This is a genomic window from Vreelandella titanicae, assembly GCF_014697095.1.
Lineage (GTDB): Bacteria > Pseudomonadota > Gammaproteobacteria > Pseudomonadales > Halomonadaceae > Vreelandella > Vreelandella titanicae.
The window spans coordinates 4,101,961-4,126,430 of record NZ_CP059082.1; the positions used below are offsets into that span (position 1 = coordinate 4,101,961).

General features: G+C 56.7%; 23 protein-coding genes. 3 read left to right on the forward strand and 20 right to left on the reverse strand.

Annotated elements, in window-relative coordinates; genetic code table 11:
- Positions 1–36 precede the first annotated feature (36 nt).
- The 9 genes from mltG to HZS52_RS19000 all read right to left on the reverse strand — a co-directional run bounded on the left by mltG (position 37) and on the right by HZS52_RS19000 (position 7,401).
- Positions 37–1,044 carry an endolytic transglycosylase MltG gene (gene mltG, locus HZS52_RS18960; RefSeq protein ID WP_190373391.1) on the reverse strand — a complete coding sequence of 336 codons (1,008 nt, stop codon included), beginning with the start codon at positions 1,042–1,044 and terminating at the stop codon, positions 37–39.
- Between the two features lie 43 nt (positions 1,045–1,087).
- Positions 1,088–1,900, reverse strand: coding sequence for an aminodeoxychorismate lyase (gene pabC, locus HZS52_RS18965; RefSeq protein WP_190373392.1), 813 nt, complete (start codon positions 1,898–1,900; stop codon positions 1,088–1,090).
- A 6-nt stretch (positions 1,901–1,906) separates the two neighbouring features.
- Positions 1,907–3,145: a beta-ketoacyl-ACP synthase II gene (fabF, locus tag HZS52_RS18970; protein WP_190373393.1), complete on the reverse strand. Its 1,239-nt coding sequence runs from the start codon at positions 3,143–3,145 to the stop codon at positions 1,907–1,909.
- A 192-nt stretch (positions 3,146–3,337) separates the two neighbouring features.
- A complete protein-coding gene (gene acpP / locus HZS52_RS18975; RefSeq protein ID WP_008956801.1) occupies positions 3,338–3,571 on the reverse strand; it encodes an acyl carrier protein in 234 nt (77 codons plus the stop codon).
- Positions 3,572–3,695: 124 nt separating this feature from the next.
- Positions 3,696–4,439: a 3-oxoacyl-ACP reductase FabG gene (fabG, locus tag HZS52_RS18980; protein WP_009286414.1), complete on the reverse strand. Its 744-nt coding sequence runs from the start codon at positions 4,437–4,439 to the stop codon at positions 3,696–3,698.
- 58 nt (positions 4,440–4,497) lie between these two features.
- A complete protein-coding gene (gene fabD / locus HZS52_RS18985; RefSeq protein WP_022523876.1) occupies positions 4,498–5,457 on the reverse strand; it encodes an ACP S-malonyltransferase in 960 nt (319 codons plus the stop codon).
- A gap of 113 nt (positions 5,458–5,570) precedes the next feature.
- Positions 5,571–6,620 (reverse strand): phosphate acyltransferase PlsX, encoded by a 1,050-nt coding sequence (gene plsX, locus HZS52_RS18990; RefSeq protein ID WP_009286412.1) that lies wholly within the window; start codon positions 6,618–6,620, stop codon positions 5,571–5,573.
- Between the two features lie 43 nt (positions 6,621–6,663).
- The gene (rpmF, locus tag HZS52_RS18995) at positions 6,664–6,834 is read right to left on the reverse strand and encodes a 50S ribosomal protein L32 (protein ID WP_007114757.1); all 171 of its coding nucleotides are present in this window, start codon (positions 6,832–6,834) and stop codon (positions 6,664–6,666) included.
- Positions 6,835–6,870: 36 nt separating this feature from the next.
- Entirely contained in the window at positions 6,871–7,401 is a 531-nt protein-coding gene (locus HZS52_RS19000) for a YceD family protein (RefSeq protein ID WP_041158158.1), read from the reverse strand.
- Between the two features lie 202 nt (positions 7,402–7,603).
- Here HZS52_RS19000 and HZS52_RS19005 point away from each other — a divergent pair, with 202 nt between their 5' ends.
- A complete protein-coding gene (locus HZS52_RS19005; RefSeq protein ID WP_171051135.1) occupies positions 7,604–8,245 on the forward strand; it encodes a Maf family protein in 642 nt (213 codons plus the stop codon).
- 22 nt (positions 8,246–8,267) lie between these two features.
- Here HZS52_RS19005 and sppA read toward each other — a convergent pair whose 3' ends face one another.
- From sppA to HZS52_RS19020, 3 genes are read right to left on the reverse strand one after another with little or no spacing between them, the layout of a single operon-like run.
- Complete coding sequence (sppA, locus tag HZS52_RS19010) at positions 8,268–9,389, reverse strand: signal peptide peptidase SppA (RefSeq protein WP_190373394.1); 1,122 nt, start codon at positions 9,387–9,389, stop codon at positions 8,268–8,270.
- A 9-nt stretch (positions 9,390–9,398) separates the two neighbouring features.
- The gene (locus tag HZS52_RS19015) at positions 9,399–10,043 is read right to left on the reverse strand and encodes an HAD family hydrolase (RefSeq protein ID WP_027959108.1); all 645 of its coding nucleotides are present in this window, start codon (positions 10,041–10,043) and stop codon (positions 9,399–9,401) included.
- A 39-nt stretch (positions 10,044–10,082) separates the two neighbouring features.
- The gene (locus HZS52_RS19020; RefSeq protein ID WP_009286408.1) at positions 10,083–11,024 is read right to left on the reverse strand and encodes an RluA family pseudouridine synthase; all 942 of its coding nucleotides are present in this window, start codon (positions 11,022–11,024) and stop codon (positions 10,083–10,085) included.
- Positions 11,025–11,731: 707 nt separating this feature from the next.
- Between HZS52_RS19020 and rne the strand changes: the two genes are divergently transcribed.
- A complete protein-coding gene (rne, locus tag HZS52_RS19025; RefSeq protein WP_190373395.1) occupies positions 11,732–15,202 on the forward strand; it encodes a ribonuclease E in 3,471 nt (1,156 codons plus the stop codon).
- Between the two features lie 104 nt (positions 15,203–15,306).
- Here rne and murB read toward each other — a convergent pair whose 3' ends face one another.
- The 7 genes from murB to HZS52_RS19060 all read right to left on the reverse strand — a co-directional run bounded on the left by murB (position 15,307) and on the right by HZS52_RS19060 (position 23,067).
- On the reverse strand, positions 15,307–16,317 hold the full coding sequence (gene murB / locus HZS52_RS19030; RefSeq protein ID WP_190373396.1) for a UDP-N-acetylmuramate dehydrogenase: 1,011 nt from the start codon (positions 16,315–16,317) through the stop codon (positions 15,307–15,309).
- A gap of 25 nt (positions 16,318–16,342) precedes the next feature.
- The gene (locus HZS52_RS19035) at positions 16,343–16,807 is read right to left on the reverse strand and encodes a low molecular weight protein-tyrosine-phosphatase (protein WP_138800087.1); all 465 of its coding nucleotides are present in this window, start codon (positions 16,805–16,807) and stop codon (positions 16,343–16,345) included.
- Positions 16,808–16,881: 74 nt separating this feature from the next.
- A complete protein-coding gene (gene kdsB, locus HZS52_RS19040; protein WP_190373397.1) occupies positions 16,882–17,670 on the reverse strand; it encodes a 3-deoxy-manno-octulosonate cytidylyltransferase in 789 nt (262 codons plus the stop codon).
- Positions 17,670–17,915 (reverse strand): Trm112 family protein, encoded by a 246-nt coding sequence (locus HZS52_RS19045; RefSeq protein WP_190373398.1) that lies wholly within the window; start codon positions 17,913–17,915, stop codon positions 17,670–17,672. Before HZS52_RS19045 ends, kdsB begins: the two co-directional genes overlap by 1 nt.
- Positions 17,916–17,928: 13 nt before the next feature.
- Positions 17,929–18,957 carry a tetraacyldisaccharide 4'-kinase gene (gene lpxK / locus HZS52_RS19050; protein WP_022523887.1) on the reverse strand — a complete coding sequence of 343 codons (1,029 nt, stop codon included), beginning with the start codon at positions 18,955–18,957 and terminating at the stop codon, positions 17,929–17,931.
- A gap of 38 nt (positions 18,958–18,995) precedes the next feature.
- Positions 18,996–20,732, reverse strand: coding sequence for a lipid A export permease/ATP-binding protein MsbA (msbA, locus tag HZS52_RS19055; protein ID WP_041158063.1), 1,737 nt, complete (start codon positions 20,730–20,732; stop codon positions 18,996–18,998).
- Positions 20,733–20,787: 55 nt separating this feature from the next.
- The gene (locus HZS52_RS19060) at positions 20,788–23,067 is read right to left on the reverse strand and encodes a DNA internalization-related competence protein ComEC/Rec2 (protein WP_190373399.1); all 2,280 of its coding nucleotides are present in this window, start codon (positions 23,065–23,067) and stop codon (positions 20,788–20,790) included.
- Positions 23,068–23,162: 95 nt separating this feature from the next.
- Between HZS52_RS19060 and HZS52_RS19065 the strand changes: the two genes are divergently transcribed.
- Positions 23,163–23,720, forward strand: a complete 558-nt coding sequence (locus HZS52_RS19065; RefSeq protein ID WP_009286403.1) for a DUF2062 domain-containing protein — start codon at positions 23,163–23,165, stop codon at positions 23,718–23,720.
- A gap of 16 nt (positions 23,721–23,736) precedes the next feature.
- Here the strand turns inward: HZS52_RS19065 and HZS52_RS19070 are convergent, their stop codons facing one another.
- Complete coding sequence (locus tag HZS52_RS19070) at positions 23,737–24,450, reverse strand: ABC transporter ATP-binding protein (RefSeq protein ID WP_022523890.1); 714 nt, start codon at positions 24,448–24,450, stop codon at positions 23,737–23,739.
- Positions 24,451–24,470: the final 20 nt, after the last annotated feature.

Consider the following 24,470-nt stretch of genomic DNA (forward strand, 5'->3'; position numbering starts at 1 on the left):
CAGTGGTCATCAATCATGGGTGATGTGTCATGGCGATTAGCGATTGCGGATATAGCGATTAACGGCATTGTTATGCTCCCGCAGCGTACGCGAGAAATGGTGCGTGCCATCGCCACGGGAAACGAAATAGAGCGTTTCGCCAGGCAGTGGATTCACCGCTGCCTCCAAGGAGGCACGCCCAGGCATGGCAATCGGCGTGGGCGGTATGCCGTCAATGACGTAAGTGTTATAGGGCGTGGCCTCGCGAATATCGGCGCGGGTAATTCGCCCTTCATAACGCTCCCCCATACCGTAAATAATCGTCGGATCGGTTTGCAGGCGCATGCCCTGCTCCATGCGGCGCTTGAACACACCGGCAATTTCGCGCCGCTCCTCGGGCGCACCGGTTTCCCGCTCGATCAAGGAGGCCATAATCAGCGCTTCGTAGGGGGAGTCAATGGTTAGGTCGTCCGCGCGCTCCTCCCACACCTCTTCCAAAATGCGCTCCATCCGCTCCAATGACTGGCGCAGGATATCGACATCGCTCATACCCAGATGATAGCGATAGGTATCGGGAAAGAACCAGCCCTCGGGAAAGGTGCCTTCTCGATCGAGTAACGTCATCACCTCTGCATCGCTCAACTCCGCCGTGCGGTGGTCGAGTTTCGGCGCCGCATTGAGTAATTCGCGCATCTGCCGAAAAGACCACCCCTCAGGAATGGTCAGCGAGTAGGTAACCACCTTATTGCTACCCAGCAGTGCCATCATTTCCAGACCGCTCATATTCGGCAATAGCTGATACTCGCCGGTACGCAGTTGCGGCACGCGTTCCGGCTCGACCCGCGCTAGCAAGCGAAACGCCCAAGCATCCTCCAGCACGCCCTGCTCTTCCAATTGCGCCACGACCTGATTAAAGCCCGCACCAGAGGGCACTTGGTAAAGCATTGGCTCATCGAGCGCTAGCGGTGCCTCTAATCGGCTCTGCCAATAGACATAACCGCCTGCTGCACTTGCAGCCCCAACCACTACTAACACCAATAAAGCGGTTAATAACCGTTTCACCATGACACCTCTAAAAAATTGCAGAGCGATATCTAAACACTGGCGTTTAAACAACGCCCAATAGCTGATGTGCCAAACGCTGGAACGGGTCAGGCTGACTCAGAGGCCAGCGCTGCAGCAGTGAACCATCCGCGGCAAGCAAGGTGGTAACAGGCCATACACCCTGAACAGAGTTGGCCACCCATAGCCGCTCGACATCAACAAGTTGATGAAGCGTCAGCGACGCCTGAGCGGCGGCACCTTGGTCAAGCAATGCAGCACGCAACGTGCCAGCCACGCCGCACTGGTCAAGCAGAGGCGTTAACACTTCCCCCGCCTGTTGCCAAAAAACATTCATACTGGTGGCTTCTACCACAAGGCCTTCACTGTCGGCGAGCAATCCTTCGGCAATAGTGGCATCGACCCACTCTTGGCGGGCCAGTACGTTTTCCAGTCGATTTAGGTGCTTGATACCTGCCAACCGAGGCTGACGGGCCAGCCGCAAATCGCAAAGCCGCACTGTCACGCCTTCCTGCCAGCGCTTAACCGACGGTTGAAACGGCGTTCGACGACTGAGCAGCCGCGGCGTGATCTGATCGGGCTGGGCATAGCCACGCCCGCCGCTGCCTCGGGTCAGTATCAGCTTAAGCACTTCGAACTCAGCAGTGGGATCGCCTTGCCAGGTGGCGTCAAGGGCCTCCTGGCAGGGTAGCGGTAGCCCAAGCCGATGACAGCCTTGTGCCAGGCGCTCCTTATGATAGCGCCACAGCATAGGCTTTCCCGCCCGCAATAGCACCGTTTCAAACAGACCATCACCATACGCCAGCCCACGATCATCAAACGGTACAGATTGATCATCACATAACGTAGGCGTCAGCATCGCTAACTACACCTTCTTAAATAGCAGCGAGCCGTTGGTACCACCAAAACCGAAGGAATTTGAAAGCGCCATATCAATGCGCATATCCCTCGCAGTATGCGGCACATAGTCCAGATTGCAGCCTTCCTGCGGGTTATCCAGATTAATCGTGGGCGGCGCGACCTGATCACGAATAGCCAGAATACTAAACACCGCCTCTACCGCACCGGCGGCGCCCAACAGGTGGCCAATCATCGATTTGGTGGAGCTCACTGCCACGCTGCTTGCAGCGCCACCCAAGACGTTCTCAATGGCACGACTTTCGGCCAGATCGCCTGCCGCAGTGGAGGTACCATGGGCGTTGATGTAGTGAACCGAAGAAACGTCAACCTGGGCATCTTTAATCGCATTGCGCATGGAGAGCGCTGCACCACGTCCATCTTCCGGCGGTGAAGTCATGTGATAAGCATCATCGCTCATACCAAAGCCCACCAGCTCGGCGTAGATATTGGCACCCCGCGCCTTGGCGTGCTCATACTCCTCAAGCACCAGCACACCGGCACCATCGGATAACACGAAACCATCACGGTCGGTATCCCAAGGGCGGCTTGCCGCTTGTGGATCGTCATTACGCGTAGAGAGCGCGCGAGCCGCAGAAAAACCACCCAGGCCCAGCGGCGTGGTGGCCATTTCAGCCCCACCACAGATCATCACGTCCGCATCGCCATAGGCGATGGTGCGTGCGCTATAACCAATATTATGAGTACCGGTGGTGCAGGCAGTCGTAATGGCAATGTTCGGGCCTCTGAAGCCGTGCTGAATCGCCATATTGCCCGAAATCATATTGATGATAGAGCCCGGCACGAAGAATGGCGATATCTTGCGAGCGCCACCTTTGTTGAGTGCGTTGTGGTTATGCTCAATCATGGGTAGGCCACCAATGCCTGAGCCGATAGCCACACCGATGCGATCGGCATTCTCTTCGCTGCACTCAATCCCCGAATCTTCTACCGCTTGGGCGCCCGCCGCCATTCCGTACTGAATAAACAGATCCATCTTGCGGGCATCTTTAAGATTCAGATACGGGCTAATATCAAAGTTTTTGATCGACCCACCAAAACGAGTGTTAAAACCGCTGGTGTCGAAATGCTCAATAGGCGTAATACCGCTTTTACCGGCCACAATGTTGGCCCACGACTCATCAACGCTATTACCCACTGGGGTCACCAGGCCTAACCCAGTTACCACTACCCTTTTCCGTGCCATCAGCTTTCCTCCAGGCATCCATGGTGACGCGACCCACTTGGGTCATTTGCTGCTTAAATTTGGTCAACAGTATAACGGAGATTGAACGTTATAAGCATTGTGGCAGCAAAGCAAAAAAGCCGTCCTGGAAAAGGACGGCTTTTAAGGCGGGTGGCTAGCACCCCACCCTGGTTCGATGCATCGACGCAGCCCTTACTGGTGGGCGTTCACGTAATCGATGGCTTCTTGAACCGTGGTGATCTTCTCAGCTTCTTCATCGGGAATTTCAGTATCGAATTCCTCTTCCAAAGCCATGACCAGCTCAACGGTGTCGAGCGAATCAGCACCCAAGTCTTCTGTAAAAGAAGAGCTGTTTTGGATGTCTTCTTCTTTAACGTTCAGGCGCTCTGCTACAACTTTCTTAACGCGCTCTTCAATAGTACTCATTAACGTACTCCAGTCGTTCACATTAGCCGTTTTTGATAACCAGCTATTTGGAAACCGCAAGCCAAAAGCTGCGGGGTAGTTTATAGACGCCCTTGGGTAGACGCAACCGCCAAGCCCAAGGCCATCAACGCATATTCATGCCGCCATTCACGTGAAGCGTCTCGCCAGTGATATAACCGGCTGCATCACTGGTCAAAAAACCCACTGCTGCGGCGATCTCTTCCGGCGCCCCTAAACGGGCCAGCGGAATTTGCTTAAGCAGCATTTCGTGCTGTGCTTCAGGTAGCGCTTCGGTCATATCAGTCGCAATAAAGCCCGGTGCCACTGCGTTAACCGTAATCGCACGAGAGGAGACCTCACGCGCTAGCGCGCGGCTAAAACCTTCCATACCGGCCTTAGCTGCAGCATAGTTAGTTTGGCCCAGGTTGCCCATGGTTGCCACTACAGAACTAATCGACACAATACGCCCAAACCGCGCCTTGGTCATACCCCGTAAACACGCCTTGCTAACACGATAGACAGATTTCAGATTGGTATCCATGACGGAATCCCACTCATCTTCTTTCATGCGCATCAGCAGATTATCACGCGTGATACCCGCGTTGTTGACCAAAATAGTCGGCGCACCAAAGCGCTCAGTAATCGTTTTCAATACGCTATCGATACTGGCCTGGTCGGTCACGTTAAGACATAGACCTGCCCCTTCAATGCCGTGCTCTTTCAAATCGGCATCAATTTTTTCAGCGCCAGACTCACTGGTCGCGGTGCCAATGACGATACGGCCCTGGCGACCTAGCTCGCGAGCAATGGCCTGACCAATACCACGACTCGCCCCTGTTACCAGGGCAACTCTACTCTCTTGTGTCATAACGTTCTGCCTCTAACCGTGTAATCAAGCAAGGATAGTGGATTGCAATCTCTCTTGGTCACGCCTTATCAGCCAAGGTTTCACGCGCCAGCTCAAGCGCGGCTTCCAGACTGTCAGGATCATTCACCGCCAATCCCTTGCTACCCTTCACGATACGCTTATTGAGGCCAGTCAACACCTTTCCTGGCCCGCACTCAATGAACACCTCCACGCCTTGATCCGCCATGGCTTCAACACAGGCGCTCCAACGCACCGGCTGATAGAGCTGCTCGACTAGCCGCGTGCTCAATGTCGCGGTATCGGCATGGGCCTGGGCATCGACGTTTTGGATGACACTGTAGCGCGGCGCCCGCAGCTCGATAGTTTGTATCGCCTCTGCCAGGCGCTCGGCCGCAGGGCGCATCAATGCACAGTGCGAAGGCACGGAAACCGGCAATGCCATGGCACGCCTGGCACCGGCTTCCTGGCAAGCAACAATAGCTCGCTCAACGGCTACTTTAGAGCCCGCTATCACCACTTGCCCTGGGGAATTGTAGTTGACCGCTGAAACAACGTCGCCCTGGGCAGCCTTTTCACAGGCGGCTTCAACCGCATCGTCTGCCAAGCCCAGGATCGCCGCCATGCCGCCTTCGCCAGCAGGCACTGCCGCCTGCATGGCTTCTCCGCGCAGACGTACCAAGTTGACGCCTTCGGCAAAGCTCATGACGCCTGCGCACACCATAGCACTGTATTCGCCTAGGCTATGGCCCGCCATCACTGTCGGCCGCGGCCCTTCCAGCTCTTGCCACACACGCCAAATGGCGACGCTGGCAGAAAGCAGCGCAGGCTGGGTGCAAGCGGTTGCATTAAGCGACTCTTCGGGACCTTCTTGGACGACTTTCCACAAATCGTAGCCCAAAGCATCCGACGCTTCCTCAAATGTCGTTCCCACCACACTATAGCGCTCGGCAAGCTCTCGCAGCATTCCAAGCTGCTGAGAGCCTTGCCCGGGAAAAATGAGGGCAAGGGGTTGAGACATGTCGTTCACCTTTGCTCTTGTAGGCATTTGCTCATATGAGCGATAGGCGAGGTTATTGGCACATCCTGATGCCACCTATAAACCCGCAAAAAAGTTAAATCGTTATTATCTGATCATGGCTGGCCTGTGCCATCGTTTTCACTTGATGGCGCTTGCCAGCGGCCTGCGATCCGCGCAGGTAAGTTATGTTCTACTTCCTGCAGGGCGCGATGAATAGCGTAGTAAAACCCATCGGCATGAGTACTGCCGTGACTTTTCACTACGATACCGCGCAACCCCAATAAACTGGCCCCGTTGTAGCGCACGGGATCAAGCTCTTGCTTTAAGCGCTTTAACACAGGCTTGGCCAGTAGGCTTGCCAAACGACCACTTAGGCGCGACTCAAACGCCATCTGCACGCGTTCAACCAACATACTCGTCAAACCTTCGCTCGCCTTGAGGACAGCGTTGCCCACAAAGCCATCACACACCACCACATCAAGCTGGCCTTTAAACAGGTCGCCACCCTCAGCATAGCCTTGATAGTCGAAAGCACTACCACTGGCATACTCGCGCAGCAGACGATCAGCCTCACGTACGCTCACACTCCCCTTGGTGGCTTCAGCACCAACGTTGAGTAGCGCCACGCGCGGCACCGCAGTGCCATCGATACACTGCGCCATCGCCGCCCCCATCAGTGCAAAATCGACCAGTCGATGGGCAGGGGAATCCACGTTGGCGCCTAAGTCCAGCAAATAGCAGCGGCGCCCTTGGCGGGCTGGGATCGCAGTACTGATTGCCGGACGGGAAATCCCCTCGACCATCCCCAGTTCGCGCCTTGCCAAGGCAACAAGCGCTGCCGTATTGCCTGCGCTGACACCAGCCACAGCTTCACCCTGGGCGACACACTGCAGCATGTGCGCCATGCTCGTTGCCTCGCCTCTGCGCAACGCCCAGGCCGCTGTTGACCCCGGCATTACGCTATCGGGCGAATCACGCGCCACCAAACGTGACGTTGCCGCAGCCAGAGGCTGCGGCAAGCGCGAAAGCTCAGCAATAATCTGCTGACGCGGGCCAAACAGAACCAGCTCAAGACCGGGGTGTTCCAACACCGCCCTTGCGGAGCCTGCGATAATCGCATGAGGGCCTTGGTCACCCCCCATCACATCAATCGCTAAGCGCATACCGCACTGAGTCCGTTTAGCCGCTTAGTAATGCAATTGAGGCTTATACCTCAACCACTTTACGACCACGGTAGAAACCGTCTGGAGAAACGTGGTGACGCAGGTGAGTCGTACCGGTTTCTTTGTCCTGAGACAGCGTCGGAGCGGTCAGCGCATCGTGGCTGCGACGCATGCCGCGCTTGGAACGAGTTTTACGGTTCTGTTGAACTGCCATGGGGGTTTACTCCAAGGTATTTAAGGTAAAGGGTGCTTATTTTTTGCCTTTCAAGACATTCAGCACCGCGAAAGGGTTCGTCGCTGGCGCTGTATCTGACGCCGCGCCTTCTGTTTTGCTGACCAGCTGCTCCGCCGAGACATGACATTCGGCTTCATCGTGATAGACCACCTGGGGCAGGCTGAGAATCAATTCATCCTCAACTACCGTCAGAAGATCCAGCTGTTCCTTTTCCACCAGCACCGGTTCATGACTAGCAGGCAACTCGGCCGCCAAGGCTTCATCAGTGACCATTCCAAGCAGAAAGTCACTACTCACCTCTTGAGGCAGCGGCACTAGGCAGCGTCGGCAGGCAAGCGCCAACGTCGCTTGCAAGTGGCCACGAATTTCACGACGGCCTTGAGCATCGACACCAAACTCAAGCACGACATGACAGTCGCCGGTTTGGTCACCCGCTTCTTCGGCAAGACGTGGCAGCTTATCCAGCGCTACCAAGCCTTCGATTCGTTCGTGGCGGGCTGCGAGCTTATAAGGCTCCACCCGACTGGGGAGTTGTGAGGTCAACATAGGCGCGCAATGATAGGCACTCCCCCTGCTGGTGTCAAAGCTGTCGGTGTATTTCTTCATCGCTTCCTCAATAAATAACCAACATAGGCCTCAATAAACAGCCGACATGGGCACAATTCGCAGCTTTCGCTACACTCTACTGCTTTGCCGTCCCACTAGCGCAACCACATTAGCCAGGAGTTATACTGTGACCTCACCCGCCATGACCGAGCCATCAAGCACTCAGTCATCAACTGCGCAGTCCTTAAGTACAGAAAATACAGAGCTAGTGCTTGCCTCAAGCTCACGCTGGCGGCGTGAGCTGCTGGATCGCCTACAACTCCCCTACCGGTGCCATTCACCGGATATTGATGAAACGCCGCATAATGGCGAAACACCACACGCACTGGTACATCGCCTAGCACTTAGCAAAGCCAACGCCGTGTCGGCTCACTTCCCCCACCACTGCATTATAGGCTCCGACCAGGTTGCGGTATTTGAAGGCGATATTCTTGGCAAACCACATACCACAGAAAAGGCCTGCGCTAACCTTGCCCGCTTTTCTGGCCAGCGCGTCACCTTCCTGACCGGTTTAGCGCTACTGGATACTCGCCACCAGCGCCATCAAGTCCATGTCGAGCCCTTCGAGGTCGTGTTTCGCACTCTTAGCACGCAGGAGATCGAAAACTATGTGGCCAAAGAGCAGCCCCTAGATAGCGCTGGCAGCTTTCGTATGGAAGGCCTTGGCATTGCGCTGTTTGAAAGACTGGAAGGCCGTGACCCCAACGCGCTGATTGGGCTACCGCTGATCGCGCTCTGCGACATGTTGCGCCAAGCGGGCTTGGATCCGCTTGGCGCGCCCTAGGGCCCAGGACGTGAATTGGCGATCAGAAACGAAGCGGGGTGTTAGGCGCCCTAATACCTAGCACTTCAGCGGCAACCTCGGTAAAACGCCGAGTAAAGCGCTCAAATGGATCAAGACTCGGCGTATAGTCCACCCAGTCGATGTTACCTACTTGATCGCGAGACAGCTGTTCGAGGCTACCCAACTGATCGACCAACCCTAGCTCGATGCTCTGCTCGCCACTCCAGATCAGGCCTGAGAAAATATCCGAGCTATCACTGAGCCGTTCGCCGCGACCCGCGCGGACGTCATCGATAAATTGGCGATGGGTTTGGCTCAGCACACCTTGCCAAAACGTCTCTGCATCATCGTCCAGCGGCTGGAATGGATCTAAGAAGGCCTTATTCTCTCCTGCCGTAAGCACGCGGCGCTCAACGCCAAGGCGCTCTATCGCCTCCTCAAAGCCAAAACCAGCGTAAATCACACCAATCGAGCCCACTAAGCTCACCGGCGAGGCAATAATCTCATCTGCTGCTGCAGCAATGTAATAAGCGCCGCTGGCACCGATATCCTCAATCACCGCGATAATCGGCTTATCACCCTGCTCGCGCAGGCGCATGATTTCCGCATAGATACGCTGAGACTGAACGGGGCTACCACCGGGACTATTAATGTGCAGCACCACGGCTGCAGCGCTTTCGGCATCCCAGGCTCGGTTTAACCCTTGGATGATGCGCTCCGCATTGGCTGGCGAATCGCTGGCGATTACGCCATTAACCTCAACAATGCCCAAGTGGCGTTGGGTGGGCGTTGCGACACTCGGCGAATCCCAGAACAGGCTATAAAGTGCGGCAGACAGCGCCACCAGCACAACAGCGAGAAACATCAGCCGGAAAAACAGCTTCCAGCGGCGGGTACGCCGTTGCTCGGTCAAGACACCGCCTATCCAGTGATCCATCATTTCCAGCTGCGCTAATCGCTGGCGTTCGCGCAGGGTTTCGGCATCATCACCTGGCGCTCCTGAGGTCTGCTTAGCCCCCTTACCAGGCGGAACCTCGGGCCCTTCAGTCCAGGGATCCTCCTTGAACTCGTTGGTCTGGTCACTATTAACCGGGCCATCATGACCCTCTTGCGTACCCTCTTGGCGGGTTGGATCGTCACTCATAAAATGTCCTTATAACCGATCAAAAAGCTCGTCTACGCTATGGGCAATCCACTTGGGTTCGCTCATTGCCAGGCGCTCAGGCGCATGCACCCCATAGCTTACCCCCACCCGATCCATGCCCATCGCCCTAGCCATTTCCATATCATACTCAGTATCGCCGACCATCACCGCCCGCTCGACCGGCACCGCAAGCTCAGCCAGTAACTCTGAAAGCATCTGCGGGTGCGGTTTAGAGCGGGTTTCATCCGCGGTACGGCTGGCATGAAACCACGCGCCGCTACCGGTCTCAGTAAAAATACGGTCAAGCCCGCGACGGCTTTTACCTGTTGCTACTGCTAAACGCTGTTGCTCATGCCCACGCAAACGGGCGATATGCGCTTCGACACCGCTAAAAAACGCCATTGGCGTGGTATCAGCCTGCACAAAATGGTGCGCGTAACGCTCGCGAAGCCGCTCGGCCTGAGCAGGCAATATACCTGGGCAGAGCTTGGCAATTGCTTCGGGCAGCCCCAGACCAATAATATCTTCAACCTCCGCAGCTGAAAGCGCCCCCCACTCGGCCTCCAAAGCAGCCGCCTGCATACACGACACAATCCGCGGCACTGAGTCCATCAAGGTGCCGTCCCAATCAAATATAATTAGCTCGTACTGCATGGCAGCTCCCTGTAAAAGGCAACGCGGTGAAGAAAGAAGTTATTGACGGGCGCGCTTGAGCGCTTCTTCCAGGGCTTCTGGCAGCGGCGCTTTGACGGTAACCGGGCGGCCGTTAGTGGGCTCAGGAAAGGTCAGCGCTCGCGCATGAAGGAACAAACGCCCCAGACCTAACTGCTTGGTGAGCAGACCACTTTCACGGGTAGCGTACTTATCGTCACCTAATAACGCATGGCCTGCGTGGGCGGCATGTACGCGAATCTGGTGGGTACGGCCCGTGACCGGCTCAGCCTCTATAAGGGTTACTTTTTCGAAGGTTTCGACCACCGAAAAATGGGTGCGCGACACTTTTCCGTTGGGATCTACCCTTACCCTCCGCTCGCCGTTACCGGCATCAAAGCGGTCTAACCGAGCACTCTCATAGGTTTTCCGCGCTGGCCAGCGCCCACTGACCAAGGCCAGATAACGCTTATCCATACCGTGCTTTTTCAACGACTCGTTCAGCGTCACCAGCGCATCGCGTGACTTGGCCAGCAGCAAACAGCCCGACGTATCGCGATCCAAGCGGTGAACCAGTTCCAGAAAGCTCAGATCATCGCGCACTTGACGCAGCGCTTCTATTAAACCAATTTTAACCCCGCTGCCGCCATGCACTGCCAAACCAGAAGGTTTATTAAGCACCATCCAATCGGGGCCTTCCATAATAACGCTGCCTACCAGGAGGTCGCGCAAATTATCACTGACTTCCTTCACCGCTTCGCGAGGCGCCAAACGCAGCGGCGGAACGCGTACTAAATCCCCCGCTTGCAAACGGTAATCCACCTTCACGCGTTTTTTATTAACGCGCACCTCGCCTTTACGTACGATGCGATAAATAAGCGCGCGAGGCGCCCCTTTAAGCCGCGTCATGAGAAAATTATCAATTCGCTGCCCTGCTTGCTCCGGGGCGATATCCACCCACTGCACTTCACGCCCTTCGGACATTACTACTTACTCCTGCTTAAAAACGGCATTCTAGCGTAGACCCAAGGGCATTGCGTCAATTGCTGGTCGTAGTCTTTACTGTTATATTCGAAATCGTTCACCAGCTAAGCGCAGAAAGCTGTCTTGTCTAGCGCTAGTGACTAGCTGTTCGATAGCTAATTGATTAAATTTGTTAGCAGAGAGCATCACCGCTGAGCTTGGTTAATGCGCCTGCCCGACTAACACGCAGGCCTGAACGCAAAAACGGCACCAGTGTACGCATTGCCCGTTTTCCAGTATTAAAACTGATCTTAAAAATGCAGTAACTCTGCCGCCCGTTTTTTATGCCGGCAGAGGAAAATAAGCCTTGCCCTCAACGGCAGGCAGCAACGAAACAACGCCACGTCCTGAGCAGCTCCGCCTTATTCGTCACAAGGCGATGACTGTCTCCGGGCGAAAAGTTCAACGCTGTGCCGGTGGCCGGCGTTGGTGAATCGATGAATGCCAGGTGTTGGCGGTGTCAGCAGGGCCGGATGGACGTGACAGCCACCGGAACACGTCCTGCCTCCGCCACGTACTCAACGCCCTATCGGCCGGGTTGGCGATGATGCCTTCCCGGCTTGACGCGTCAGCATTGCAATGCGCCGAGCACAAGCACGCAGCACCCAGCGATTCGCCTACGTCACCCAATAGGCAGTTCGCCGGCACGCAACGCTATGCGAGACACTATGAAACGGATGCTTATCAATGCGACCCAGCCCGAAGAGCTGCGTGTCGCTTTAGTTGATGGACAACGCCTATACGATTTAGATATCGAATCCGGCGCAAGAGAACAGAAAAAAGCCAATATCTATCGCGGTAAAATCACCCGCGTAGAACCCTCCCTGGAAGCTGCCTTCGTTGACTACGGCGCCGACCGTCACGGCTTTTTGCCCCTCAAGGAGATCTCTCGCGAGTACTTTGTCAAAGACGTTTCCGGACGTCCGAGCATTAAAGAAGTGCTTAAAGAAGGCCAAGAGGTCATCGTCCAGGTCGATAAAGAGGAGCGTGGCAACAAAGGTGCCGCGCTAACCACCTTTGTCAGCCTGGCTGGTCGCTTTTTGGTATTGATGCCCAATAACCCGCGTGCAGGTGGCATTTCTCGCCGTATCGAAGGCGACGAGCGCAGTCAGCTCAAAGACGCCATGGGTCAGTTGACCGTGCCGGATAAAATGGGCCTGATCGTGCGCACTGCAGGCATTGGTCGCAATCCGGAAGAGCTCCAGTGGGACTTGGACTACTTGGTTCAGGTGTGGGAATCGATCACCACTGAAGCTGCCAAGCGCCCTGCCCCGTTCCTGATCTACCGTGAATCCAACGTCATCATTCGCGCCATGCGCGACTACCTACGCCAGGACATCGGCGAAGTATTGATCGACAGCCCCGAGATTCACGCCGAAGCGCTGAGCTTTATTCGCCAGGTAATGCCCTCGTACCAACAGAAGATCAAGCTCTACGCGGACGAAGTACCGCTATTCTCGCGCTTCCAGATCGAATCACAAATCGAAACCGCCTATCAGCGCGAAGTGAAGCTGCCTTCTGGCGGCTCGATTGTGATCGATCACACCGAAGCGCTAGTCTCCATCGATATCAACTCCGCACGCGCCACCCGCGGCAGCGATATCGAAGAGACCGCCCTACAGACCAACTCTGAAGCCGCCGATGAAATCGCCCGCCAGCTGCGCCTGCGTGATATCGGCGGTTTGGTGGTTATTGACTTTATCGACATGGGACCTGCACGCAACCAGCGTGAAGTTGAAAACCGCATGCGCGATGCCCTCAAGCTGGATCGCGCACGGGTACAGATTGGGCGTATTTCACGCTTTGGTCTGATGGAAATGTCCCGCCAGCGCCTGCGTCCCTCACTGGGGGAAACCAGCGGCGTGGTCTGCCCGCGCTGTAATGGCCAGGGCACCATTCGCGATGTTCGCTCGCTCTCCCTCTCTATCATGCGCCTGATTGAAGAAGAGGCGATGAAAGAGAATAGCGCGCAGATTCGCGCCATTCTACCGGTACCCGTGGCGACTTACCTGCTCAATGAAAAACGCAGCGTGTTGGCAGATCTTGAGTCTCGCCAGAATGTTCGTGTGGTACTGCTGCCCAATCCTGATATGGATACGCCCCACTACGACGTGCAACGCCTGCGTGATGATCACCTGGACGAGGATGACACTCAAAGCCTATCGAGCTTTGAGCTCTCCACCGACACCGAAGTAGGCAAAGAGCCGACACCCAGCTTCGTGCCGCCCGCTCAACGCGCCGAAGCCGCCGTCAAGAGTGTCACCCACAACGCTCCCGCCCCGGCATCGCTGCAAACGGAAGAGAAGGCGCCCGCTGCAGCTCCAGCGGCCAAAGCAGCACCGGTGACCAGCGAGCAACCCAGCGTTATTGGGCGCTTTATCCGCGGCTTCGCCAAACTGCTCGGTAGCGACGAAAGCAATACCGAAGCCACGCCAGAGCCCAAGGTTGAAACACCGGCTCCGCGCAAGCCAAGCGAGCGCAAAACCAATCAGCGCAGCAGCGAGTCGCGGCAAAAATCGTCGCGTGGCGACAACGCAAGCCGTAACGAGTCGCGCAGCGATAATAGCGCCCGCCCTGAGCCAAAAGCTGAACAAAAAGCCGAGCAGCGCAGCAGCACACCGCGTCCTGCCAGTGACGACAATAGCGATAAGCGGAGCGGCCCCAGCCGTACCCGCAACCGCCGTCGCCACCCCCAGCAGGACGATGCTAACGGTCAAGAGTCAGCCAAAGCGCCTCGTAAAGAGAACCAGGCTGATAGCTCTTCCAAAGACAGCCCTAGCAAAGACAGCTCCACGAAAGAGGGCTCTAAAGAAAGCACCAGCGGCAAAAGTGCAGTGCAGAAAGAGTCGCGTCGTGATGGTGGTGACAAAAACCGCGACAGCCAGCGCGATGCAACGGCCAAGAGCCCAGAGTCCAAGAACTTAGAGACCAAGCAGGATGACGGCAAGCCGAAGCGTACGCGTAACAACCCGCGTAACCGCACGCGCACCCAGGCGATCAACCCCCAGGCAGAAGCTGAGCAGTTAAAACTGCAGGCCGAGGCTCAGAATGAAGCGCCAGCAGCGCCAGCAGCAACACCAGAGCCGGCCGAAGCCCCTGAGGCAGAAGAACAGGCACAGATGGCTAAAGCAGCGACAAATGACACAACGATTGCACTAGGATCGGACTCGGACGTCACCGCTCAGCCAGAAGCGGCAGCAGCCGATGCGCCTGAGTCCGACGCCGAGCAAGCGGACGACGCAACGACCGCCGACCGCCCCGTGGCAGAAAACGCTAAAGCGCGCAAGTCGACGCACCAGCGCCGCCAGCCTAAAGCGGCTTCGCCGGCGGAGCAAACGTCAACTGCCAGCACCGTTGAGCAGGATGAGGCCGCCGCCAAGCCAAGCGAACCGGAGGCCACAGCCAGCGAAGAGCCGTCAGAGCCATCTGAGGTGACCTCAGCAACGGCCAAGGCGAACACAGCGCCAGCTGAAAGTGAGAAAACCGCCGATAGTCAGCAGCCCAGTGCTAGCGAACAGGCAGCGCCTGAAGCCGTCGAACCGTCTGCGGCCAACGCCGTTGATCCAGCCGCAACGATTGAAGAGGCGGCCTCCCCTGCACCTTTCAATAGTGCGGGTACGGATCAAAGCAGCGATGAGCATCAGCCCGAAGCTTCAACTAACGTCCAAGTTCGCCAGGAAGCGGCAAACCCAGATGTTGCTGAGAGTACTTCCGAGAGCGCTTCTGAGAGCGTCGACGCAACCCCTTCAACTGAAGAGCCTACCAGCAGCGAGCCGCAGCAAGACAGCGCAGAAAAAGGTGATGAGCCTAAGAGTGTTAAAGACACAAACGCTGAAGACCGAGTCGCTGAAGAAAGGAGCATTGAAGAGAGTAGCGCTGAACCGAATAGTTCTGAAGACAGTCCTGAAAATGGTTCTGAAAATAGCTCTGAAAAGAGCAGCGATGAACTAGCAGCGACTGAAACACCTGCGACTGAAGCTACTGCAACTGAAGCAGACGCTCAACCGGTCGCCAGTGAAGCACCCGCTGAAGCTGCTGTAACTGAAGAAGCGCCTAAACCGCGCCGCCGTCGCACACGGGCCCACAATGACCCGCGTGAGAAGCGCAAACAGGCGCAGCAAGACACACGCTCCGAATAGATCGTTCGCGCGTATTGCAGTAACAAAAATCCCCGCTTCGGCGGGGATTTTTGCGTTATGTGCACCTTAGAGGCAGGGCCTAGAGATTAACTAATAGAGATTAACTAACAGGGATTAATTAACCGCGGCTCGGGCTCTAAACGCACCCCAAAGCGTGCCTCGACCTGGTCAGAGATATAGCTAGCTGTTTTCATTAGCCTCTGACGATCACCGCCGCCAAAGTGCACCAGCACCAGCGCTTGATGCTGGTGTACTCCGAAGGCACCATCACGCATCCCTTTCAAGCCACACTGGTCGATTAACCACCCCGCCGCCAGCTTTGTTTGCCCTCCTTCCTGGGGGAAATGGGGCATAGCAGGATACTGCTGCAACAACTGCGCTGCCATCACATCAGCTACCAGCGGATTTTTGAAGAAGCTCCCCGCGTTGGCCAGCACCTGTGGGTCGGGCAGCTTCTCGCGTCGAATACAACATACCGCTTCGGCTACCGCGAGCGGTGTGGGAGGGCTTGCTAAGCGTGCAGCGAGATCGCCATACCCTAGCCGGGGTGCTGGCGTGCGTGACAAACGCAAGACTAACTGAGTGATCACAATGCTACCTGCCAACTCGCCTTTAAAAATACTCTCACGGTAACCAAAGGCGCACTCTTGCGCGCTTAGCCAATTTACCCGCCCGGTGGCAAGCTCCATTACCTGCACCGCTTGCAGCGTATCGGCAAGCTCAACACCGTAGGCGCCAATGTTCTGCACTGGCGCAGCACCACAACTGCCAGGGATCAGCGCCAGATTTTCAATGCCCCACAGGCCGCGTGCAGCAGTCGCCATCACCAACGTATGCCAATTAACTCCCGCCCCTACATGGGCAAGCACATGCCCTTGACGCTGACTGAGCCAGTGTTGTTGCAAATCAGGCCGCACCACCAAACCTGGTAGTGCCTCGGGAAGCAGAACATTGCTGCCGCCACCGAGCAGCGTGACGGGCCAGCCTTCATGGCGTGCCTCTGCTAGTGTTTGGCGTAGAGCTGTTAATGTCTTTGGTGACGCGAAGCGCTCTGCTTGGCAGGGGAGCCTAAGTGTATTAGCGGCGGACAAATCCACATTGCTGAGAATATTCATCTGTGCAGCCACACCATTAGCCCCATTACAGCTCTCGCTTAAGGTGTCGAATCAGCCCTTCTGATGCAGCTTCAATCATATCCAGAGCCTTCTCAAATCCCTCATCACCGCCAAAATAGGGGTCTGGGACTTCAGCACCGGGGGTACCAGCGAAATCTAAAAACAGCCCAACATGCGCCTGGCTATTAGCAGGCTTCAGCTCGCGTATGGCGCGTAAATTGTCCTGATCCATGCCTAACACGTAGTCGAATTGGGTAAAATCGTGCTCGCTTAGCTGGCGGGCACGCAGGTCGCTTATATCGATACCGCGCAGTAGTGCTGCCTGCTGCGCGCGGGCGTCTGGCGCTTTGCCCAAATGCCAACTGCCGACGCCGCAGGAGTCTATCTCGACCTCATCGGCCAACCCTGCTCGCTCAAGAGCACGACGAAAAACACCTTCGGCGGTCGGTGAACGGCAAATATTGCCTAAACATACAAATAATACTTTCACGATAGCTCCTTAAAAACTGAGCTGCCCAAGCAAGCGCCCGCCCCTGCGCTAAGCCGGCAACGCCCGAACCCGCGCTAGGCCAGCAGCGCCCGAATCCGCGCTAGATCCTCGGCCGTATCAACACCGGCAGGGTTTACTTCGCAGGCCAGCGCCACTTGAATAGCGTGACCATTCTGCAGCGCACGCAGTTGCTCGAGCTGTTCAAGCTGTTCGAGGCTTGAGGCTGGCCAGTCTCGGTAGGCAGCTAGAAAACCGGCACGATACGCATAGAGACCGATATGGCGCAGCCAGGCATCGGTTGCCAGCATGGTCGGTGGCGTTTTGAACTGCTCACGATCCCAGGGAATAGGGGCCCGTGAGAAATACAGCGCGCGGCCTTGTAGCGTTCGCACCACCTTGACCACGTTGGGATTAAACAGCGTGTCCACGTCATTGATAGGCTCCGCCAACGTGGCTATCGACGCTCCGGGATCGTCGGCTAGGCGCAGAGCCACCTGGTCGATCAGCGCGGGAGGAATCAGCGGCTCATCGCCCTGCACATTCACCAGCAGCGCATCATCCGTCAATGCCAATATACCAGCCACCTCGGCTAATCGGTCGGTGCCCGAGGGGTGATCGTCGCGGGTCATGATCACTTCGGCGCCGTAGTGCAGCATGGCATCACGAATACGGCTATCGTCTGTTGCCACGACCACTCGGCTGGCGTGGCTTTGGCAAGCACGGCGCCATACGTGAGCGACCATCGGTTCCCCGGCAATATCAAGCAGTGGCTTGCCGGGCAGCCGGGTAGAGCCGTAGCGAGCAGGTACGACGACGGTAAAATCAGGCACCTTGAAATCAACCATGTCATCAAAGACAGCCATTAAGCGTCTCCTAAACGCTCTTGGGAACGTCCTGGAGAGCGTCCTGGAGAACGCCCTTGTGAAGTGTGCAGCTTTTCATCAGCATCCATCACGCGAGCCTCTTCCGGCAACATCACCGGAATCCCCTCTTTGATCGGATAGGCAAGGCCATCGTAGTGGCAGCGCAGCTCTTGAGCATCGCGATCATACTTCAGCTTACCGTTACACAACGGGCAGACCAGCATTGCCAGCAGTTCCTTATCCATGCGCTTATCTCCTTTAGGAAAGTGCCGACAGCCGCGCTGCCAGCCAGTGCTCAAATTCGGGTGGAAGGGATGCCTCCACATCTAATACCCAACTGTTAGGCGGGGCCAGGGCGTAACACTTAACGGCGTCTTTAGCGGTCATAATCACTGGGCGGGTATCTGCAAAGCTTAGCGCGCCCGCACTAAAGTGCTGGTGGTCGGCCAACGGGTGCCACTCGCCCTCAACACCCAACGCGGAGAGTGTACGAAAAAAGCGCTCGGGATGCCCGATACCTGCCACCGCGTGCACCGGCAGCGTAAACGGCAGCGGCGCAAGCGGAAAACGTGCGCCGTCATCAAGGCGGCGCCAGCGCAGCGGCGCCAGCTGCATAGTAGTGGCTGCCTGCATGATAGACGGAGTAAGCGACAAAGAGGGCGGTGAGTCGCCGTTAATGATCACCGCGTCAACACGCTGCAACCGGCTGGGCGACTCGCGCAGCGGCCCGGCGGGCAGGCAGCGCCCGTTGCCCAATCCACGGTCACCATCCACAACCACCAACTCAATATCTCGATCCAGTGCCAAGTGCTGTAAACCGTCGTCGCTCAAGATAATATCGCAGCCCTTCTCGATCAGTGCCTGAACACCGCGCACGCGATTGGGGTCTGCGGCCACTGGCAGTCCCGTCTGCTGTGCCAGCATCAGCGGCTCATCACCGCTTTCGACAACGTTCGTGTCGGCGGTGACCAGCAGCGGGTAACTGGGCGCTTTTCCGCCATAGCCGCGGCTAACGATACCTGGCGACCAGCCTTGGGCCACCAGCCAGCCAGCTAGCCACGCCACCAGCGGCGATTTACCCGTCCCCCCCAAGGTGATATTGCCTACCACGATAACCGGCACCGGCGCCTTCCAAGTAGCTTTTTGGCCGCTAGAGTATTCCCGCTCCCGCCGCGCCATGGCCCACTGATAAAGCGCCCCTAAAGGCCTCAGCGGCGATAGCCAGCGACTGCCCTGGTAAGCGCCTTGCAGCCAGCGCTCCGCCAGCGTTCTCTTGGCAAAGCTCATAACGATAGGCTCATATCAAAAGGCTCATATCGATAGCCTCATGGCGCTTCTTGAAACTGCAGTTGATGCAGCGCCGCGTAGGCGCCATCGGCATCCAGAAGCGACTGATGCGACCCCTCTTCGATAATGCGCCCCTGATCCATCACCACAATCCGGTCAGCCCGCTCTATGGTAGAGAGGCGGTGGGCGATGACCAGCGTGGTGCGCCCTTCACAGACTCGCTCAAGGGCTTTTTGAATATAGCGCTCGGACTCTGTATCCAACGCGGAAGTAGCCTCATCCAGCACCAGTAGCGGCGCATCCTTGAAGATCGCCCGGGCAATCGCCAGCCGCTGGCGTTGGCCGCCCGAGAGCATCACGCCATTTTCACCCACGGTGGTGGCATAACCATTGGGAAGCTTATCGATAAACTCATGGGCATAGGCGGCTTCAGCTGCAGCCTGAACAGCCTGGGGATCAGGATTGGCCACCCCGTAAGCAATATTATCGGCAATCGAGGCGTTAAATAGCGTCACCTGCTGCGACACCAGAGCAATCTGCTGGCGCAGTGGGCCAAGCGCGTATTCATCAACATTAATGCCATCGATAGTAATACTGCCTTGAGTGGGGCAGTAAAAACGCGGCAGCAAGCTGACCAGAGTGGACTTGCCGCTCCCCGAACGCCCGACTATCGCCACCAGTTCGCCCGGTGCTATGCGTAGATTAATATCGTGCAGGACTTCGGGCTGGTCGTCGGCATAGCGGAAGCTAACATGATCGATCACGACATCGCCGTTTAAACGGCTGGCAATATGTTTGCCACTATCCTCTTCAGGGGTCATATCCAGCAATCCGAAAAGCTCTGACGCGGCCGCCAGGCCTTTCTGAATTTCACCGTTAATCTCGGTCAGTTGACGTACCGGCTTGATCATCAGGGCAGCCGCGGTAATAAAGGCCACAAACTCACCAGGCGTCATGTTCTCCATCAGCGAGGGTGCCATGGCCAGCCAGACCAGTAGCGCCATGGAGATGGCCACCAACATCAGAATCACAGGGGAACTGACCGCACGGGTCATGGCTTCTTTCATACTTTGGCGGCGATTCTCTTCACTGACCCGCTCAAAGCGCTGCTTTTCATACGGCTCTGCGCCGTGGGTGCGCACTACCCGATAGCCCGACAGCGCTTCCGAGGCAATATGGGTGACATCGCCCATGGAGTGCTGAATGCGTTTTGAAATGCGTCTAAAGCGCTTGCTGACGTAGCTTACCACCACGGCAATGATCGGCGTCACGCCCAGAAACAGCAGTGTTAGCATCCAGTTAGTCCAGAGTAGATAGAGCACCAAGCCGACGACGAACAGGCCTTCCCGAAGAATAATCGTCACCGCTTTGGTGGCCGCCCCCGCGACTTGCTCAACGTGGTAGGTCACCCGTGATACCAGTTGACCGCTGGAGTGATGGTCAAAAAACCAGCCCGGCAGATGGAGTAGATGGGCAAACACGTCGCAACGCAGGGTATGAATCACGTAGCGGCCCACATAGGCCATGAAGTAGGTGCTTAAAAAAGTACCTAACCCCCGGGCGGAAAACATAATAATTACAAACAGCGGTAGAAAGAACCGAAACGCCGCATCTGGGTTTTGAATGCCATCAATTAATCGCTTCATCATTTCCGCCAGCGCGGTACTCGACGCGGCGTAAACCACAAAGCCCACTATCGCTAGCGCAAAAGCTCGCCAATGCGGCTTCACATAGCCCAACAACCGCTTATAAATACCCCAACCTGAATCAGTCACACGCGCTCCTGGCCATAGTGTGCAATCGGAGAATTCTACCTGATGGCGACGCGCTTCAACACTGGTTGCGTCGCCCTGGCAATGGTCGCGTTGTTTCAACCTGGATGGGCTGGGCCGCTTTTAGCCAAAAACGCAGTGCGCCGTCATGCGCCGTGTTCCATAGACAGCTGCCCTGCTGGCGAAAACGGCGCACGACAGAATCTACCGGATGTTGAAACGCATTACTCCGCCCGGCGCTAAATATCACATGCTCAGGAGCGATGGAACGTACGAACTGGATACCCGAGCTGGTGCCGCTGCCATGGTGCCCTGCCACCAATACACTAACAGGCGGCTCCACCTCTCGCAGAAAGCGACGCTCTACCTCAGTGCTCACATCCCCCGTAATCAGCAGTCTCTGCTCACCAGCGCTCACCTCAAGTACGCAGGAGCGATCGTTGGCAGATAAATCGTTATCACCCGCGGGCGGCCAGAGAATACGGTAACTCACCCCATCACGCTGCCATGTTTGACCACGCTGACAATCAATACCGGAAATTGGCAGCGCCTCACCTGCAGGAGCCATCCACTGTTTGACCCGATGATCGGCTAACAATGCGCTGATACCGCCCGCATGGTCATTATCAGCGTGGCTGACTAACACTTGATCAAACAACTGCCCCGGTGACCAAAGCGCCTCCAGAGGCATAAAACCACTACGAAAGCGAGGGCCGGTGTCGTAGAGCAGGCGATAATGCGCGCTGCGCAGTTCTATCAACTGCCCCTGCCCCACATCATGGACGCTGACTCTGAGCGCATTGGGGGGAATCGATGACGGAAGCGACCACCAGGGCAGCGCAACGATCAGCGCTGAGGCTGCCAGCCGTAAGCTTGGCAGCACGGCAGGTAGCCCCCAGCATAACGACAGTAGCAACAGTGCGAGGGAGAGCGGATACGTTAACGACCGATCAGGTTCCCATAGTGGCCAGTGCTGCACCACCAGCGTCAGCAACAGGTGGAAAACGCTTAGCGCCTGCTCAAACAGCCACCATACCGTCTCTCCCACCATGGGCAGAGGTGACAGCAGCCACCCCAGCAGTGCGGTCGGCACCATCACCGAGCTTACCCAGGGTACGGCGACTAAATTGATCAATGGGGCAGCGGGTGCCACTCGCCCAAAGGCCACCAATACGGCGGCGGCCATTAGCGGGGCTAGCAGCAGTTGCGATCTCACCAGCGCCCAGAACCAGCCCTTTATCCCTTGAGGACGCCGCCGCCCCTGCCAAATAATAATCAGCCACGCCACTGCCACAAACGATAGCCACATCCCTGGGCGCCATAGCGCTAGCGGATCGACAATAAGTACCAGCGCGAGAGCCAGCCACCAGCCCTGCCAAGCCCCCGGCGCATGCCGACCACTCAGCACCCACAGCCCGATCAATGTCATCACCATCGCCCGCATAGCCGGTGGCGCCATTCCGGCAAGGGTGGCGTAACTGACACAAGCTAGCGCTGCCAACCACCACGGCCAGGTGCGCATACGCCAGTTGGTGGGCGTTGCAAACCGAGCGACTGATTTGGCTAGCAGCAGTACAAATGAGGCCACCAGCCCGACATGCAAGCCTGAAATCACCACCAGATGCGTGGTTCCAGTAGCATTCAGCAGCGACCAGTCGTCTTGGGTAAGCTGTTCGCTATCGCCTAACGTCAACGCTGCCAGCCAACGTTTGGTTCGATCGTCGAGTGGCTGGCGGGCTAAAAAATCCAGCGCTAGCTGGCGCAACGAAGGGCCCGCAGAAGAAAGCCGAACCGGCGCTGGCTCCTGGCGCAAGTAGCCGGTGGCGTGGATTCCCTCACGCCACAGCCACTGCTCATAATTGAAGGCATCAGGATTGGCAAAGCCACTTGGGGGACGCAAACGAAGCTTCATTTGCCACTGCTCGCCGGGCCTAAAGCGAACATCGCTATAAGCGGTAATGCGCACCTTGGTGAGCGCGGAACAGCTGGGCCGTTGTGCCAGGCTAGTCGAAGAGCTTTGACACTGATCAACGCTTAACAGCAGGCGCGTGGCATTACCCACCGGCTGGGCGGCCAACACGGTTGCCTCAACGGCAAGATCTTCTCCGCTTAGCCCCGTCGGTAAGCGACTCCCCCACTCTTCTTGTACGCCAGTGAAGACCCAGGCGCCGATCAGCAGCCATATACCAAATCGCGGGCACCGCCCCACTACCAGCAACGCGGCTACCAACACCCAGCCAAACGCATTTGGAGTCACCTCTGCGGTGTGGAAATACCAGGCAAAAATACCTCCTGCAAGTGCTGCAAGCGCCGCGGGCATGGCAACACCTAACCGCATAGAGCCCTCCAGCGAATGTTCATTAATGGCCTAGCATAGCCGAAGAGTGGCTCTATATGGATAATGAGCCACATCGATAGGCAAGAGTATCCGCCATGCCGCGCAGATTCCTGCAGCGCTACATGCCCAAACCCGACACTATCAGGAAACAGCGCTCGCTACGCTTTATTGCACCGCTGATTGCAGACCCGGGGTTGTGGCTTCTAACTCGCCGAAGCGTTGCCAATGCGTTTAGCGTGGGCGTGTTTTGCGCGATGCTGCCCATCCCCTTTCAGATGGTCGTTGCCGCGCTAGGCGCGCGCCTAACACGCTGCAATTTAGCCCTCTCGGTAGGCTTGGTATGGATTACTAATCCATTAACGATGCCGCTGATTTTTTACGGCAACTACTGGATTGGCACCTTTATCCTCGGCGCGCCCGTGCGGGAGGCCCCTTCGCGTATTTCAACGCACTGGATCGCCGAACAGATGCACGACATTATGCCGCCACTGATCGTCGGCTCGTTGGTAACAGCGATCATATTAGCCATCGTGGTCAATATTGGCATTCGCTTGATCTGGCGCTGGCACGTCTCCCATAACTGGAAACGCCGCCGCCAGATACGTCGGCAGCGGCGTGCGCAGATAGAAGCAGAATTTGACGATAAGGTTTAATGATTGAACCCGACGGTTAAAGCGCCGGCGCCTGCTCGACCAACTTACCCGCATCCAGTTTAAGCACGCGGTCTTGATGGGCCGCCAGGCTAACGTCATGGGTCACAATCACGAATGCACAGGCGCTCTCTTTGGCCAGTTCATCCATTAGTGCCAAAATAGTCGCCGCCGTGGTTTGATCCAGATTGCCCGTGGGCTCATCCATCAGCACCAAACTAGGATCGGTGACCAACGCACGGGCAATCGCCACGCGCTGGCGCTCCCCGCCGGAAAGCTCACCCGGCTTATGATCCGCCCGCGGCTGCATGCCTACCCGCTCGAGTATCTGCATGGCACGCTTCTCGGCCGCCTTTTTCGACTGACCGCGAATAATCAGCGGTAACGCCGCATTTTCGAGTGCAGTGAATTCCGCCAATAGATGGTGGAATTGATACACAAACCCGATGTAGCGGTTACGAAAGCTGCCAAGCGCCGCTTCATTCAGCCCTGATAGAGGCTCACCGGCGATAACGACACTGCCTTCACTAGGGCGGTCAAGACCGCCCAGCAGGTTTAACAGCGTTGTCTTACCTGACCCCGAGCTGCCGACGATGGCCACCCGTTCCCCGGCGCGCACCTGCAAATTGAGCTTATCCAGTACCGTCAGATCCTGGGGGCCTTCGCTGTAGGTTCGTGTCAGCGTCTGGCAATCGAGCATGACGGCAGCTTCTTGCCCTGTATTTATCGACATCGTGTCATCCTTATTCCTGA